The organism is Streptomyces sp. NPDC093252 (assembly GCF_040683675.1).
Taxonomy (GTDB): Bacteria; Actinomycetota; Actinomycetes; order Streptomycetales; family Streptomycetaceae; genus Streptomyces.
Window position 1 is genome coordinate 373,968 of sequence record NZ_JBFBEM010000003.1, and the last position, 15,337, is coordinate 389,304.

At 72.5% G+C, this 15,337-nt stretch carries 15 protein-coding genes; 5 read left to right on the plus strand and 10 right to left on the minus strand.

Translation table 11 applies throughout. The features are described from left to right. The first annotated feature begins 134 nt into the window (after positions 1–134). Entirely contained in the window at positions 135–905 is a 771-nt protein-coding gene (locus AB0O01_RS07705) for an ABC transporter ATP-binding protein (protein ID WP_365311558.1), read from the plus strand. After that, positions 902–2,497 carry a transporter gene (locus AB0O01_RS07710; protein ID WP_365311559.1) on the plus strand — a complete coding sequence of 532 codons (1,596 nt, stop codon included), beginning with the start codon at positions 902–904 and terminating at the stop codon, positions 2,495–2,497. The genes AB0O01_RS07705 and AB0O01_RS07710 overlap by 4 nt, the downstream gene beginning before the upstream one ends. Positions 2,498–2,791: 294 nt before the next feature. Here the strand turns inward: AB0O01_RS07710 and AB0O01_RS07715 are convergent, their stop codons facing one another. Both AB0O01_RS07715 and AB0O01_RS07720 read right to left on the minus strand, forming a co-directional pair. Then, on the minus strand, positions 2,792–3,670 hold the full coding sequence (locus AB0O01_RS07715) for an alpha/beta hydrolase (RefSeq protein WP_365311560.1): 879 nt from the start codon (positions 3,668–3,670) through the stop codon (positions 2,792–2,794). A gap of 616 nt (positions 3,671–4,286) precedes the next feature. Continuing rightward, on the minus strand, positions 4,287–4,979 hold the full coding sequence (locus tag AB0O01_RS07720) for a metal-dependent transcriptional regulator (RefSeq protein ID WP_365311561.1): 693 nt from the start codon (positions 4,977–4,979) through the stop codon (positions 4,287–4,289). Positions 4,980–5,227: 248 nt separating this feature from the next. Here AB0O01_RS07720 and AB0O01_RS07725 point away from each other — a divergent pair, with 248 nt between their 5' ends. Continuing rightward, the gene (locus AB0O01_RS07725; protein ID WP_365311562.1) at positions 5,228–5,983 is read left to right on the plus strand and encodes an SIS domain-containing protein; all 756 of its coding nucleotides are present in this window, start codon (positions 5,228–5,230) and stop codon (positions 5,981–5,983) included. Positions 5,984–6,325: 342 nt separating this feature from the next. Here the strand turns inward: AB0O01_RS07725 and AB0O01_RS07730 are convergent, their stop codons facing one another. From AB0O01_RS07730 to AB0O01_RS07740, 3 genes are all read right to left on the minus strand, one after another. Then, positions 6,326–7,810, minus strand: coding sequence for a PAS domain-containing protein (locus AB0O01_RS07730; RefSeq protein ID WP_365311563.1), 1,485 nt, complete (start codon positions 7,808–7,810; stop codon positions 6,326–6,328). A 146-nt stretch (positions 7,811–7,956) separates the two neighbouring features. After that, positions 7,957–8,865 carry a GNAT family N-acetyltransferase gene (locus AB0O01_RS07735; protein ID WP_365311564.1) on the minus strand — a complete coding sequence of 303 codons (909 nt, stop codon included), beginning with the start codon at positions 8,863–8,865 and terminating at the stop codon, positions 7,957–7,959. Positions 8,866–9,200: 335 nt separating this feature from the next. After that, positions 9,201–10,337, minus strand: a complete 1,137-nt coding sequence (locus AB0O01_RS07740; RefSeq protein ID WP_365311565.1) for a citrate synthase 2 — start codon at positions 10,335–10,337, stop codon at positions 9,201–9,203. A 383-nt stretch (positions 10,338–10,720) separates the two neighbouring features. On the opposite strand from AB0O01_RS07740, the gene pdxH reads away from it, so the two are divergent. Further along, positions 10,721–11,398, plus strand: a complete 678-nt coding sequence (gene pdxH, locus AB0O01_RS07745; protein ID WP_365311786.1) for a pyridoxamine 5'-phosphate oxidase — start codon at positions 10,721–10,723, stop codon at positions 11,396–11,398. Positions 11,399–11,408: 10 nt separating this feature from the next. Here pdxH and AB0O01_RS07750 read toward each other — a convergent pair whose 3' ends face one another. The 5 genes from AB0O01_RS07750 to AB0O01_RS07770 all read right to left on the minus strand — a co-directional run bounded on the left by AB0O01_RS07750 (position 11,409) and on the right by AB0O01_RS07770 (position 14,689). Continuing rightward, positions 11,409–11,696, minus strand: coding sequence for a hypothetical protein (locus AB0O01_RS07750; RefSeq protein WP_365311566.1), 288 nt, complete (start codon positions 11,694–11,696; stop codon positions 11,409–11,411). A 243-nt stretch (positions 11,697–11,939) separates the two neighbouring features. Next, complete coding sequence (locus AB0O01_RS07755; RefSeq protein ID WP_365311787.1) at positions 11,940–12,557, minus strand: TetR/AcrR family transcriptional regulator; 618 nt, start codon at positions 12,555–12,557, stop codon at positions 11,940–11,942. A gap of 109 nt (positions 12,558–12,666) precedes the next feature. Next, a complete protein-coding gene (locus tag AB0O01_RS07760; protein WP_365311567.1) occupies positions 12,667–13,410 on the minus strand; it encodes an enoyl-CoA hydratase family protein in 744 nt (247 codons plus the stop codon). A 143-nt stretch (positions 13,411–13,553) separates the two neighbouring features. Next, a complete protein-coding gene (locus AB0O01_RS07765) occupies positions 13,554–13,772 on the minus strand; it encodes a DUF397 domain-containing protein (protein WP_365311568.1) in 219 nt (72 codons plus the stop codon). Then, positions 13,769–14,689 (minus strand): helix-turn-helix transcriptional regulator, encoded by a 921-nt coding sequence (locus AB0O01_RS07770; RefSeq protein WP_365311569.1) that lies wholly within the window; start codon positions 14,687–14,689, stop codon positions 13,769–13,771. Before AB0O01_RS07770 ends, AB0O01_RS07765 begins: the two co-directional genes overlap by 4 nt. Positions 14,690–14,868: 179 nt before the next feature. Here AB0O01_RS07770 and AB0O01_RS07775 point away from each other — a divergent pair, with 179 nt between their 5' ends. Continuing rightward, the gene (locus AB0O01_RS07775; RefSeq protein WP_365311570.1) at positions 14,869–15,306 is read left to right on the plus strand and encodes an ATP-binding protein; all 438 of its coding nucleotides are present in this window, start codon (positions 14,869–14,871) and stop codon (positions 15,304–15,306) included. Positions 15,307–15,337: the final 31 nt, after the last annotated feature.

Here is a 15,337-nt window from a genome sequence, read left to right on the forward strand (position 1 = left end):
GCGACTGTCCCTTTGGGGATGGTCGCCTCTCGTTTGCCTGGTTGGTGGTTGTTTGCGGCTTTCCCTGTGTTGTGGCTGGTCGCGCAGGCCCCCGCGCCCCTTAAGGGTCAGATAAGTACACGTAGGGTGCATCCATGACCTCTGCTGTACGTATTGTCGGTCTCTGGAAGCGGTTCGGGGATCAGGTGGCCGTTGGGGGGATCGATCTCGATCTGCCCGCGGGGAAGTTCATCGGACTGGTGGGGCCGAACGGGGCCGGGAAGACCACCACGCTGTCGATGGTGACCGGGCTGCTCCGGCCCGATCAGGGATCCGTCGAGATCGTCGGGCACGACGTCTGGCGGGACCCGGTGGAGGTCAAGGCGCGGATCGGGGTGCTGCCCGAGGGGCTGCGGCTGTTCGAGCGGCTGTCGGGGCGGGAGCTGCTCGCCTACACCGGGCGCCTGCGCGGACTGCCCGGCGACGAGGTCGACAAGCGGGCCACCCAGTTGCTGGACGTGCTCGATCTCGCCGGGGCGCAGCACAAGCTCGTCGTGGACTACTCGACCGGCATGCGCAAGAAGATCGGCCTGGCCGCCGCGCTGCTGCACAACCCCGAGGTGCTGTTCCTGGACGAGCCCTTCGAGGGCGTCGACCCGGTGTCGGCCCAGACCATCCGGGGCGTCCTGGAGCGCTACACCGCCTCCGGCGCCACCGTGGTCTTCTCCTCGCATGTGATGGAGCTGGTGGAGTCGCTGTGCGACTGGGTGGCGGTGATGGCGGCCGGGCGGATCCGGGCGCGCGGGCCGCTGGCCGAGGTGCGCGGGAACGCCCCGACGCTTCAGCAGGCGTTTCTGGAACTGGTCGGCGCGGGTGCCCGTGACACCGGCTCCGAGCTGGACTGGCTGGGCGGCGGGGCCCGGTGACCGCGCGGACCACACTGACGTCCACCTTCGTCCGTCTGAAACTCTCCCTGCTGCGCAATGGGCTGCGGCAGTCCGGCGGGCGGCGGTTCGCGTTCATCTCGTCGGCGGTCGTGGTGCTGCTGTTCGCGGTGCTCCAGTTGCTCGGGCTGATCGCGCTGCGCGGGCACGAGCACGCCGATGCCGTGGTCGTGCTGCTGGCGGCCGTGCTGGGGCTGGGCTGGGCGGTGATGCCGCTGTTCTTCCCGGGCGGCGACGAGACGCTCGACCCGACGCGGCTGGTGATGCTGCCGCTGCGGGCCCGGCCGCTGGTGCGGGCGCTGCTGGTGGCCTCGCTGGTGGGGATCGGGCCGGTGTTCACGCTGCTGCTGTTCATCGGGTCGGTGATCGCGGTGGCCCACGGTCCGGCGGCGTATGCCGTCGCGGTGGTCGCGATCGGGCTGGGGCTGCTGGTGTGCGTGGCGCTGGCGCGGGCCGTCGCCGCCGCGAACATCCGGCTGCTGAGCAGCCGCAAGGGCCGTGATCTGGCGGTGCTGAGCGGGCTGGTGATCGCGGTCGGGGCGCAGCTCGTCAACTTCGGGGTGCAGCGGCTGGGCAGTTCCGGGCTGGGGCAGCTCGATCCGGCGGCCGAGGTGCTGCGCTGGATCCCGCCGGCGACGGCGGTGGGCGCGGTCGACGCGACGAGCCGGGGGGCGTACGGCACGGCCGCGGCGCAGCTCGCGCTGAGCGCGGCGGCGGTGGGGGTGCTGGTGGCGGTCTGGGCGCGGCATCTGGACCGGCTGATGACCTCGCCGGACGGCTCCACGCTCCGCACGGCGGGCGAGAAGGCCGTACGGGAGCGGTCGTCGGCGGGCGGGCTCGCGCGGCTGCTGCCGGGCGGGCGGACCGGGACGGTGATGGAGCGCAGCCTGCGGTATGTGTGGCGGGATCCGAAGACCAAGGCGGCGTGGGTGACCTCGCTGGCGATCGGGCTGATCGTGCCGGTGTTCAACGCGATGCAGGGGACCGGGTCGATCTACTTCGCGTGCTTCGCCGCGGGGATGCTCGGGATCCAGATGTACAACCAGTTCGGGCAGGACACGTCCGCGTTCTGGATCGTGGCGATGACCATCTCGTCGCGGCGGGACGCGTATGTGGAGCTGCGGGGGCGGGCGCTGGCGCTGCTGGTGATCACGCTGCCGTACACCGCGCTCGTCACGGTGGTGACGACGGCGATGCTGGACGACTGGGAGCGGCTGCCGGAGGCGCTGGGGCTGTCGTTCGCGCTGCTGGGGGCGATGCTGGCGACCGGTGCGTGGAGCTCCGCTCGGTATCCGTACTCGATTCCTCAGGAGGGGTACAAGAACGTTGCTCCGGGGCAGAGTGGGCTGGCGTTCCTGTCCATCTTCGGGGGGATGGTGGCGGCGGCGGTGTTGTGTGCGCCGGTGATCGCGTTGACGGTGGTGGTGCGGGTGGGGGACGTCGGGTGGGCGTGGGTGGTCTTGCCGGTGGGGGTGGCGTATGGGGTTGCGGTGGGGTGGCTGGGGTTGCGGCTGGCCGCGCCTCGGGCGGCGGGGAAGCTGCCGGAGATTTTGATGGCGGTGAGTAAGGGGTGAGGGGAGCGGGGGTTGAGGGTCGGGGGTTGAGGGTCGGGTGCGGGTGGGTGGGGGCTGGGCGCGCAGTTCCCCGCGCCCCTGGGGGGTGTCGGCACGGGGGCGGGTGCGGGGCGGATGTGGCTTGTCGCGCAGTTCCTCGCGCCCCTGGGGGGGTGGGGGTGAGGGCGTAGTGCCGGGTGCGGGTTCGTTGTGGTTGGTCGCGCAGTTCCCCGCGCCCCTGAAAGCCCTGGCGCACACCCCGCCTTCAAGGGTGCTGGGGATACCCCCTGGGGGAGGAGCTGCGTGAGCGGAGCGTCATCCCATGCGGTCCAGGAAGGGTTCGATCGCTGCTCGCCAGGCGCGGGGCTGGTCGTAGTGGACGAGGTGTCCGGCGTCGGGGACCTCCGCGTACTCCCCGTGGGGGAGGACACGGACCATTTCCTGGGCCTCGGCCCGCCCCAGCTCGCCGTCCAGGCCCCGGACGACCAGGGTGGGGCAGCGGACGGAGGACAGATCGTCCCAGTGGGCGTCGTAGACCCAGGTCTCGCGGGTCTTCAGCATCTGCTCCGGTTCGAAGACCGGGCGCCAGCCGTCCGCGGACTCCTGCATGACCTCGGCGTAGAACTCCCCGCGCGCCGCGCTCGGCCGCTCCACCCAGGGGTCGTCCTCACCGAACCACTTCCGTACGTCCGCGAGCGTCGCGAACGGCAGGGGCCAGGAGCGGAACCAGTCGGCCCACTCGCGCTGCGACGCGGCGCCCAGCGCGGACGCCCGCATGTCGCAGATGATCAGCCCGCGCACCAGATCCGGCCGCTTCGCGGCCAACTGCCACCCGGTGAGCGCCCCCATCGCATGGCCGACGAGCACGACCGGCGCGAGCCCGAGCTGCTCCAGCGCCGCCTCGGCGTCCTCGACGTACGCCTCACGGGTGAACGCGGCGCCCGGCGGCTTCGCGCTCCGGCCATGGCCCCGCTGGTCGAGCGCCACCGCGCGATGCCGTTCGGAGAGCCAGCGGGCGGTGGCGGACCAGTGCGAGGCCCTGCCCATCAGGCCGTGGAGCAACAGCACCCCCGGCGCACCGGTGCCGTGCTCGGTGGCGGAGCGGTCCCGGCCCCCCGGCTTCTGCGGGTCGCCGAACTCCCAGGCCGCCAGCCGTACCCCGTCCGTTCCGGTTACGTCGATGCGCCGCGCCATTGCTCTTGGTACCCCCCAAGCTCCGCTCGGCCCGCCCGCCCGCTCCGCCGGATCACTCGGAGGGGCGCGGTCCTGTCCGCCGCGTCCTGTCTGCCGTAGTACCGCTCTCCTGTTTCGGGCCGATGTCCGTCACCGGGTCAGGGGCGAGTGGCCGTCCCCCCGTGCACATTATCGAATGCGCATTCGAAAGTGGCGCTTGCGCGGGCAACACCCCTCGTACGAGTGACCCCTCGCCAGGAATGATCGCCGCGGGCCCGGGGAGACCTTTTGCGGGAGGCGGACCGCTCGGGGAAATCGGTCCGTGGGGGACGACCCTGAGAGCTCGGGGCTCCGGGTCGACACCGGGGAGGACAGGCCCCGGCGCCACACGGCGCCGGGGCCTCTGTGTGTCTGCGGCACATCCGCCCACCCCCTGCCGGTCATATGCCTCTCGCGACAGCGTGACACGGGATCCGCCCCGGCGCTGCTGTTCGGGCCCGGCCGGACCGGGATTTGACGCAACGATGAAGGTGTACGGCGGGGGTGGGTTCAACTGCCGTCCGGTGCGGGCGAGTTGATGCGCCGGAGTTGCGGCCGGTGGGTCCTTCGGTCCTCCGGCCGGGGCTGCGGCTCCGGCTCACCGCTTGGCCACGAAGACATGCGACGCGACGTCCGACTCCAGCTCCGCCGCCTCGCCGCCGCTGCCGACCAGCACCCCGCCCGCGGACTCCGTGACACTCACCACCGAGCCGGGCTGCACTCCGGCGCGGCGCAGGGTGTACATGAGCTGCGCGTCCGTCTGGATGGGCTCGCCGATGCGGCGGACCACGACCGTCTTGCCCTCCATGCCCGGGTCGAGGTCGGCCAGCGAGACCATGCCCTCGTCCAGGAAGGGGTCGGCGCCGTCCTTCTCGCCCAGCTCCTCCAGGCCCGGGATCGGGTTGCCGTACGGCGACTCGGTGGGGTGGCGGAGCAGCTCCAGCACCCGGCGCTCCACCGCCTCGCTCATCACATGCTCCCAGCGGCACGCCTCGGCGTGGACCTGCTCCCACTCCAGCCCGATGACGTCGACCAGCAGGCACTCGGCGAGCCGGTGCTTGCGCATCACCCGGGTGGCGAGGCGGCGGCCCTCCTCGGTCAGCTCCAGATGGCGGTCGCTCGCCACGGACACCAGGCCGTCGCGCTCCATCCGCGCCACCGTCTGGCTGACCGTCGGGCCGCTCTGGTCGAGCCGCTCGGCGATCCGGGCGCGCATGGGGACCACACCTTCCTCTTCCAGTTCGAGGATGGTGCGGAGATACATCTCCGTCGTATCGATCAGTCCGGACATACGTGCCCCTCGATGAGATCTGCCGGAGGCTCGACGGCTCTCCGGAGCGTGCGCTGGCCCTGGACCCAATTCTGACGCATACCACTGACAAGCGTGCCGGGCCGGCGGAACGGGGCCGTACCGGGGACCCCGCGACCGCCACCACCGTACGCGCACCGGGCCACTCGCCGTATTGACAGCGCGTTGGTCCAGACCGCACGGTGATCCGCGACACAGGGTCAGGCACTGCGAGGGCGAAGGGGCTCTGCATGAGCGACGGCAAGCTGGCCGACCAATTTTTCGACGCCGCGATCGACCTGCTGCGACAGGTCCGGGACGAGGACGCGGAGGCGATCACGGCCGCCGGGACCCTCATCGCCGACACCGTCGCCGAGGGCGGGCGGCTGTTCGCGTTCGGCGCCGGTCACTCCTCGCTCGCCGCGCAGGACATCGTCTATCGGGCGGGTGGACTCGCCCTGATGAATCTGCTGACGGTACCGGGCGTGGTCGGGGTCGATGTGATGCCCGCCACACTCGGCTCGGCGCTGGAGCGGGTGGACGGGCTGGCCGCCGCGGTGCTGGACTCCTCGCCGCTGCGGTCCGGCGACGTACTGATCATCATCTCGCTGTCCGGGCGCAACGCGCTGCCCGTCGAGATGGCGCTGAACGCCCGCGCGCTGGGGGTGCGGGTGATCGGGGTGACCTCGGTGGCGTACGCCGGGGAGACCTCGTCGCGGCATGTCTCCGGGACGTATCTCAAGGACCACTGCGACATCGTGCTCGACTCGAAGATCCCGGTCGGGGACGCCGAGCTGACCCTGGAGAGCGTTCCGGCGCCGTTCGCGCCCGCGTCCACCGTGGTCACCTCGGCCCTGCTCCAGGCGGTCATGGCCACCGCCACCGGTTCCCTCGCCGACCGCGGCATCGAACCGCCGATGCTCCGCTCCGGCAATGTGGACGGCGGGCATGAGTGGAACGGGCGGATCATGCGGGAGTACGGGGACCGGATCTTCTACCGGCACTGAGGGGTCCGTCGCCGACAGCGGTCGACCGGTCCTGCCGGTACCGCTGACCGTCCCTGCCGGTACCGCCGACCGGTCCTGGCGGACCCGCCGACCGGATCCGCCGGTACCGGCCGCTACCACCGACCGGAGGCGCCCGTACCCGCCGCTACCGCTGACCGGACGCGCCCGTACCCGCCGACCGGACCCGGGGTTGCCGGGCCCTTTTCCGGGCGGGCCCGGCAACCCCGGGGCGCCGCCCGCCCCGGGTACCCCGGGAACCGGCCCCCGGAACAGTGGCCGATCCCGGGACCCCGGGAACAGTGGCCGGCCCCACCCCGCCCCGCCCCGCCCCGCGCGGCAGCGCTACCCCGCTCCCGTCGCCTCCGAAAGGTCCAGTGCCGTCGCTATGCGGACCGCCACGTCCTCGGCGTAGCTGCTGTCGGTGCGTGCGAACTGGGTGCGGCCGGGGCCGCGCAGGAAGGTGACGACGCCCAGGGTGCGGCCCCGGCTGCGCAGTACCGCGCACAGGGCGTGGACGGAGTCCTCGGGCCACTGCCGGGACAGTGCCCAGGCGCGGGCCTGCTCGGCGGGTATGGACCCGGCACCGGCCCGCACCGACCCCGCCCGCTCCACGCACTGGAGCGCCGGATGCCCGGGGGCGTAGCGGGCGGGCAGCCCGGCCCGGCCGCCGAACCGGCTGGGGCCCGGCGTCCCGGCGGGCGTCTCGGCGACCCGCACCAGCCGGACCGGGCCGGAGGCCGCCGCCCCCGTACCGTCGGCCAGGGGGCCGCCCGCCACCCGGTCGATCAGGGCGTGGTCGGCGAAACCGGCCAGCGCGAAGTCCAGATGGACGGTGGCCGCCTCCGCCGGGTCCTCGCACTCGGCGGCGGCGCGGGCCGCGCGGTGGAGCTGATTGGCGCGGAAGCGCAGCAGCGCGGCCTCCTGCTCGCCCTGCTTGGCCTCGGTGACGTCCTGGAACAGCCAGCCCACCCCGAGCGGTACCGGCTCCTCCGCGAGCGGGGAGGCCAGCCGCAGGAAGCCGCTGCGCCAGCAGCGCCGCCGCTCGCCCTCGGGGGTGCGTACGGTCACCCAGATCTCGGCGGGCGCGGGGGGCGCGCCCTCGGCCAGGACATGGGTGAAGGCGCTCTCCAGTTCCTCCACGCCGGTGGCGAGGAGTTCGCCCAGGGGGCGGCCCAGCAGGCTGGTACGGCCGCTGCCCAGCGCGCGGGCGGCGTGTCCGTTGACGACGGCGGGGCGCAGGTCGACATCGACCAGGACGACCCCCCAGCTCGCGTCCTCGAAGAGGGCCTCGCTGAGGGCGATGGACCGCTCCAGGTCTATCTGCGCGTGCACCTCGCTGAAGGCGCAGTACACCCCGGCGGGCTTGCCGTCGGGGCCGCGCACGGCGGCGGACTGGGTGCGCACCAGGACCCGGCCGCCGTCCTTGGTGAGCAGCGCGAACTCGTGGACCTGGCGTCCGGGGGCGTGCATGGCGGACAGCAGCCGGCCCTCGACCTCCTCGGCGTCCGCCGCGCGCACCGCCCAGCCGGCCAGTCCCCGGCGGCCGACCGCCTCGGCGGCGCTCCAGCCGAGGATCCGCTCCGCCTCGCGGTTCCAGTGGGTGATCACCCCGTCCGCGTCGAACGCGCACAGCGCCGCGTCCATGCCGTCCAGGAGGGCGGCGAGCAGATCCGGGCCCCGGGTGCCGCCGGGACCGCCGGAACCGGGGTCCTGGCCCGCGCCGGAGCCCGAGCCGGAGCCCTGGGGGCCGTCCGCTCCGGAGCCCGAGCCCTGGGGGCCGTCCGGGCCGATCTCGTCCGTGGCCCCACTACGCCGGGAAGCACTCATGTAGACCCCCTGCACGTCGGCGTCCGCACGGACGGCGCGTCGGTTCGCTCACTGGCCATCATTCAACTCGAACGTGATGCAGCACACATCTGGTTCCCACAAGATTGCGGGGAATCGTTGTAGGCCGGAGACCCCTGTCGCACGGATCATGGCGCGGCGCCGGTCCGCCGCAGGTCGACCCACTCGGCGCGCTCCCCGGACGGCACGAAACGTTCGCTCTCGGTGAAGCCGCGGGCGAGCGCGAAGCGCAGTCCGTCGGCGCTGCCGGCCGCCACGACCGTCCTGATCTCCCGGGCGGACAGCCCGCGCGCGTGGGCCAGGCCGTCGGCCCACAGGGCCTGTCCGATCCCGCGTCCCCGGTGGGTGGGCAGGGTGCGGGCAATGACGGTCACCACGCCGTCGGGGGTCGGCGGGCGGACGGTGGAGCAGCCCACCGGTACGCCGCCGAGGGTGGCGTTGACCAGCCGGTACCGTTCCGCCCGCTCCCGTACCTCCGCCGGAGTGAGCGCGGCCGACGGGACGACGGTGTTGTGCACCGCGCGCCACTGCTCCAGCCCGGTGTCCCCGGACGCCGGTACGAGCCGCAGCTCGCGGACGGGGCCGCGGCGGGCGTCCACCTCGATCTCGATCCGCATCCGGGGGTCGGCGAGGCCGCACACCATCATCGTGGCGGCCGGGCGCACCCGGCCGAAGACCGCGCGCAGCACGGGCCAGCAGGGCTCGAAGTCCTCCCGGGCCGGGAGCAGGTAGCGCACGCGGACGACGTCCTCGAACCCGCAGCCCGCCTCCGCGAGCGCGGTGCCGATGTTGCGCAGGCACTGCTCGGCCTGGGTGACCACGTCGTCGGAGATCGTCATGGTGGCGTAGTCGTAGCCGGTGGTGCCGGAGACGTGCACCCGGTCGCCGTCCACGACGGCACGGGCGTAGCCGATGCGCTCCTCGAACGTCGACCCGCTGGAGACGGCCCGCCGGGGGACGTCCGTCCTGGGTGCGGGCCCGGGGAGGCGGTCAGGGGCGGAGCCGGGGTCGGGGTCGGGGGCGGGCCTGTCGGTCATGGTTCCGACGCTAGATGATCAAGCGGCCGTCCCACAGGTCCCGGTGGGGAAAGGAAAAAACAGTTGATCGGCGGGCGGGGTGGTTCCTAGGGTGGCGAGCACACGAGAAGGGAGGTGGTTCGGCAGATGTATGAGAACCGGACGCGTGAGGTGGCTGCGGGCTAGCGGCTCGCCACCACACTCTGTGCGGTGCCGGACCAGCGCGTGACCGAAGCGCGCAGCCGGCCCAATCCCAGCAGTCACCCGACCCGCGAGTCGCCGGTAACGTCCGGCCGGCTCCTCTCCGGAGGAACCCGACTCGCGGGTCGTCTGCGTGGTCCGTCGGAAAAGGCGGGTCAGTCGGTGACACCGGACCGGCCGCCGATGCCGCCTCGGTCGGCGATACCCGACCAGCCCTCGATCTCCCGGGGGTCGCGGACGCCGGGCCCGGTGTAGCGGGCCGAGGGGCGCACCAGGCGTCCCGTGCGCTTCTGCTCCAGGATGTGCGCGGACCACCCGGCCGTGCGGGCGCAACTGAACATCGAGGTGAACATGTGCGCCGGGACCTCCGCGAAGTCCAGCACGATCGCCGCCCAGAACTCCACGTTCGTCGCCAGCACCCGGTCCGGGCGGCGGCTGTGCAGCTCGGCCAGGGCCGCCTTCTCCAGCGCCTCGGCGACCTCGAAGCGCGGGGCGCCCAGCTCACGGGCGGTACGGCGCAGGACGCGGGCGCGCGGGTCCTCGGCGCGGTACACCCGGTGCCCGAAGCCCATCAGGCGCTCGCCCCGGTCCAGGGTCCGGCGGACATAGGCGTCGGCGTCCCCGGTGCGCTCGATCTCCTCGATCATGTGCAGGACGCGGGAGGGGGCGCCGCCGTGCAGCGGGCCGGACATGGCGCCGACCGCGCCGGAGAGGGCGGCGGCCACGTCGGCGCCGGTGGAGGCGATGACGCGGGCGGTGAAGGTGGAGGCGTTCATGCCGTGCTCGGCGGCGGAGGTCCAGTAGGCGTCGACGGCGGCCACATGGCGGGGGTCGGGCTCGCCGCGCCAGCGGATCATGAACCGCTCGACCACGGACCGCGCCTTGTCGATCTCCCGCTGCGGCACCATGGGCAGGCCCTGCCCGCGGGCCGACTGGGCGACGTAGGACAGGGCCATCACGGCGGCGCGGGCGAGGTCCTCGCGGGCCTGGGCGGCATCGATGTCGAGCAGCGGTTTCAGGCCCCACACCGGGGCGAGCATGGCCAGCGCGGACTGGACGTCGACCCGGATGTCACCGGAGTGCACGGGGATGGGGAACGGCTCGGCGGGCGGCAGCCCGGGGTCGAAGGCCCCGTCGACGAGCAGGCCCCAGACGTTGCCGAAGGAGACCTGGCCGACCAGGTCCTCGATGTCGACACCGCGGTACCGGAGGGCACCGCCCTCCTTGTCCGGTTCGGCGATCTCCGTCTCGAACGCGACGACTCCTTCGAGTCCGGGTACGAAATCGGACATCAGGCGGCTCCTCAGATGTGTACGGACATGTACGGGTTTGTACATATGTACCGATGATGTGTACGGGCGGTGCGAGGGCGTGTACGGGATGCGGCTCCGCCCCCGGTGGAGGTACGCGGGTACGGGACGACGGCCGTCCGGTGGTTCCACGGTCCGGCTCTGGGACTCGCGGTCCTGGGCGACCCGGTGCTTCGCGTCTTCGAATGGTGGCGTCTTCGAGTCTTCGAACAGGTCCTGGGGTCATGCCCCGTGCGGCCGGGGGTCATCCCACCGGACGGGCAGGAGAACGATATCCCCGAGTGCCACCTTTGGGGAGAGGGGGCGGCACTCAGTGCCAGGCCGTGACCAAGGACACCGTGCGGGCGGGCGGGCCCGTGGGGGCGATGGGGCAGGATGACCGCGTGACCGACCCTGATCTCGATCCCGCCGCGATGCGCCGGCAGTACCGGGCCACGGGCCTGGCCGAGGACGAGCTGGCGGCGACGCCGGTGGAGCAGTTCGCCCGGTGGTTCCGGCAGACGGCGACCGAGGCCGGGCTGTTCGAGCCGAACGCGATGGTGGTGTCCACGGCCGACGCCGCGGGCCGCCCCAGCTCGCGTACGGTCCTGCTGAAGCACTTCGACGAGGACGGCTTCGTCTTCTACACCAACTACGGCTCCCGCAAGGCCCGTGACCTGGCGGAGAACCCGTACGTCTCGCTGCTGTTCCCCTGGCATCCGATGGCCCGGCAGGTCATCGTCACGGGCACGGCCCGGCGCACCGGGCGCGACGAGACCGCCGCGTACTTCCGCACCCGGCCGCACGGCTCCCAGCTCGGCGCCTGGGCCAGCGCCCAGTCGACGCCGGTCGACGGCCGGGCCGCCCTCGACACCGCCTACGCCGAGCTGAACGCCCGCTACCCCGAGGGCGAGCAGGTCCCGGTGCCCCCGCACTGGGGCGGCTTCCGGGTGACCCCGCTGACGGTGGAGTTCTGGCAGGGCCGCGAGAACCGGCTCCACGACCGGCTGCGGTACGAGGCGGCTCCCGCGGGCACCTGGACGATCCGGCGGCTGGCGCCCTGACCGGGGCGGACTACCCGACGCGCATCCACAGGTTGTAGCTGGAGTACCAGGTCTTCTGGCGGCTGTCCCAGTACCCGGCACCCTGCGCGCAGTAGTACCAGACGGAGGACGGGAAGGTGGCGTTGTAGGAGTTCGCCCGTGACTGGCAGGACGCCTTGGCGCCGTCCCAGGTGGGGGCCCAGTGGGTGCCGACGTGGTAGTTCGCCGCCGCGGACGCCGGGGCCGCGCCCGCCATCAGGGCCCCCGCGGCCATCATGCCGGCCAGGCCGGTTGCGGCCAGCGTCTTCTTGAGCTGCATGGTCGTTCCTTTCCGCTGGCTCCTCCGGGCCTTCGGCCGTCCGTTCCCGGGCTCCCGCGTTCCCGCGTTCGTCCGCGTTCCCGCGTTCGCCGGGGCGTGCGGAGGAGTGTCTGCTGCGGAACGTAATGCGCGCCGGCCGGGTTTCCCGCCGGGGACCGGGTCATGTGCCCCACCGGGCCGCTCCCTTGCCCCAATGGGTGTGGCCATGGACACAGCCGGGCCGGGAAGCGCGCGAGCGCCGGGTCAGTCCAGCGCGCGGGCCACGATGTCCGCCCACTGGGCCACCACCCGCTCGCGGCGCGGGGCGTCGTCCGTGAGGAGGTTGGCGAGGCCGAGCCCGCGGGCCATGTCCAGGAGGCCCTGGACGGTCTCGCGGACGCCGGGGCGGGTCTCGTCGGCGGTGAGGAGGTCGACGGCGATGCGGTGGGTCTCGCGGCCGACGCGGGCCTCCAGCTCGGTGACCCGGGTGCGCAGTTGCTCCTCGTCGGAGGCGGCGACCCAGAGGTGGAGGGCGGCGCGGAAGAGGGGGCCGGTGTAGAGGTCGACGAGGGCGGCGACCACGGCCCGGCGGTCACCGCAGGCGCCCTCGGGGAAGAGGGCGCGCAGGGCGAGGGAGCGTTCCTCGGCGACGTACTCGACGGCCGCCGTGAACAGGTCCTCACGGGTCGGGAAGTGGTGCTGGGCCGCGCCCCGCGACACCCCGGCGCGCTCGGCGACGACGGAGACCGTGGAGCCCGCCCAGCCGTACTCGGCGAGACAGGCCACAGCCGCCTCCAGCAGCCGCTGCCGGGTGAGCCTGCTGCGGTCCTGCTTGGGCGCCCGGTCGGCCGTGCGGTCACCCGTCCGGTCGGCCGGAACCACGTCGGGACCCGCCACGCGGTCGCCCGTGTCCTGTGTGGCGCTGTCGTGTGTGGCGCTCACTCGCCGCTCACCTCCGTGCCGGCCCCGGTCGGTCCGTCGTCGTCCGTTCTCATCGCGTCCAGGACGGATCCCGCCGTGCCAGGAAGGCCGTCATCCCCTCGCGGGCCTGGGGCGAGGCGAACAGCCGGGCCGAGAGCGCGGTCAGGGTCTCCGCGTCCCGGTCGAAGGACTCCAGCACCTTAGCCGTGAGCAGCCGTTTCGTCTCCGCCAGGGCCTGTGGGGCGGACGCCCGCAACCCGTCGAGGACGGGGGCGAGGACGGCGTCCACCTCGCGCTCGTCGTCCCCAGCCGCCGTCACCAGGCCGATCCGGGCCGCCTCGGCGGCGTCGAAGCGCTCCCCGGTGAGGCAGTAACGGGCGAGGGCGCGCGGGTCGGTGCGCGGGAGGAGGGGGAGGGAGATCACGGCGGGCGCGACCCCGATCCGCACCTCGGTGAAGGCGAAGCTGGCCGCGGGCGAGGCCACGGCGATGTCGCAGGCGGCGAGCAGTCCGAGGCCGCCCGCGCGGACATGGCCGGTGACCCGGGCGACGACGGGCTTCGGCAGCTCCACGATCGCCCGCAGCAGCGCGACCAGCGCCTCGGGCGCGGGCGGGTTGCGCAGATCGGCGCCCGCGCTGAAGGTGGTGCCGGTGTGGGTGAGGACGACGGCCCGTACGTCGTCGTCCCGCCCGCAGTCGGCGAGGGCGTCCGCGAGGGCGGCGACCAAGGGCGCGGACAGGGCGTTGCGGGTGCCCGGGGAGTCCAGGGCGAGGGTCTCGACGGCTCGGTCGCGGGTACGGGTGATCAGGGTCATGGCTGTTCCTCCGGCTCCGTCAGGTCCTCGGGTACTTGGGTCCTCGGGTCCTTGAATGAGCCCGAGGCCGCTGCTGGAAGAGCAGTGCCTCCCCCACCGGCGCAGGGGCCGCCGGGGGAGGCACTCGACACGCGCATGACGCTCTAACGCTGTTCGAACGCACCCGACTTGATGCCGGTCACCAGACCGGAGAACTGGGTGCGGGTGAGCAACAGGGCGGGCCCCGTAGGGTTCTTGCTGTCCCGCAGGGCGATACGCCCGGGATCGACGACAGCGCACTCGACGCAGTCGGACTGCGCACCGGACGCCGACGACTTCCACCACGTCACAGGCAGTGCCGACGCGTTCTGGATGGTGTTCATTCCGTCTCTTCCCTTATCTGTGTGATGCGTTCTGCGGACAGCTCGGGCGACAGCGCGACAGTGCGCAGCCGCTCGAAGGCGTCCCGGTAGACGCCCACGTGCTCGGCTTCCTCGACATACAGGGCTGAGGCCAGCGACTCCACATGCACAACATCGAGATCGGTCTGCTCCTCGAACGAAAGGATCGAGTAGCTGCCCATCTGCCCGGCGTGTGGCGGGGCGTCCAACGGGAGGATCTGGACCGTGACGTTCGGCCGTCGAGACCGCTCCAGCAGCCGCGACAACTGGTCGCGCATGACGCCCTCACCGAGGCACCTGGCCCGCAGGGCGCCCTCAGCGATGATCGCGCACAGCTCGACCGGCGTCTCGCGGGTCAGGACCACCTGGCGGGCAAGACGCACCTCGACCAGCGGGTCGATCAGGTTCTCGACCGGCGCGGACATGGCGGTCGCCGTGATGATCTCCCGCGCGTACTCGGCGGTCTGAAGCAGGCCGGGAATGACCCCCATCTGCCACGACCGAACCGACGACGCCTCATGTTCAAGGCTGATCAGATCCTCGTACACAGGTGACAGAACGCCTCGGTAGCTATGCCACCATCCGCGCTGCGCGCCCTCGCGGGCGAGGGACAGCAAGGCGCCGCGCAGTTCGGCGTTCTCGGCTCCGTAGAGGTCGAGCAGAGCCTCCACGTCAGCGGCCTTGGCCGCGCTCCGGGCCGTCTCCAGCCGGGACAGTTTGGCCACGGTGAAGACGCCGTGGCTCTTCTCGGCCACGTCCTCAAGGGTGAACCGCTGGGCGTCGCGCAAGGCGCGCAACTTCTTACCGAGCCTGCGTCTCCGCACGGTCGGTCCGCTCAACTTGGGCTCCCCTCCTGAGTTCTGCACGCCAGTCTGACGCTTCCCCTCCAACGATGTCACCTGATGTGGACCTCCCGTGAACTGCCCCTATCGCGGGCATCTGCAAATTCTCACTTCACCCTTGAGAGGCTTGCACATCAACTACTGCTAGTGCACTCTCGTTTCACGAAATGTGATCGTGCCATCGATTGGCGCTGCAACACACTGCGCCGAGTGGCACCTTGGCCGTAGGAGTTTGCATGGCACACATGCAGCCGGACTCATTAGGGCAGGGGAACGCGCGGCCACCCGGCCCCTCGACTCAAGCCGCGTTCCCGACCGACGGGAAGGCGGCGGGGCAGGCCCGCACATATGTGCGCGAGCTGCTCGCGAAGGAAGACCCGCCCCTCGGCGACGACACCCGCGACGACGTGCTGCTCGTGGTGTCCGAGTTGGTGACGAACGCCTACCGGTACGGCACCGAGCCCGGTGACTCGCTCCTCGTGGCCGTCCGCACCACGCCCACGTGCGTACGCGTCGAGGTCCATGACCCCAGACGGCGGCACCCGCGGCTGCGCACCGCATCCGGTGAACGGGCGCGCGGGCGCGGACTGCACATCGTCGCGGCGCTCGCGACGCGGTGGGGCGTCGAGGACCGGCCCTTCGGGAAGGCCGTGTGGGCCGAGGTGGACCGGTGACGGGCCCACGTCCGTGAAGGGGTCCGGGATG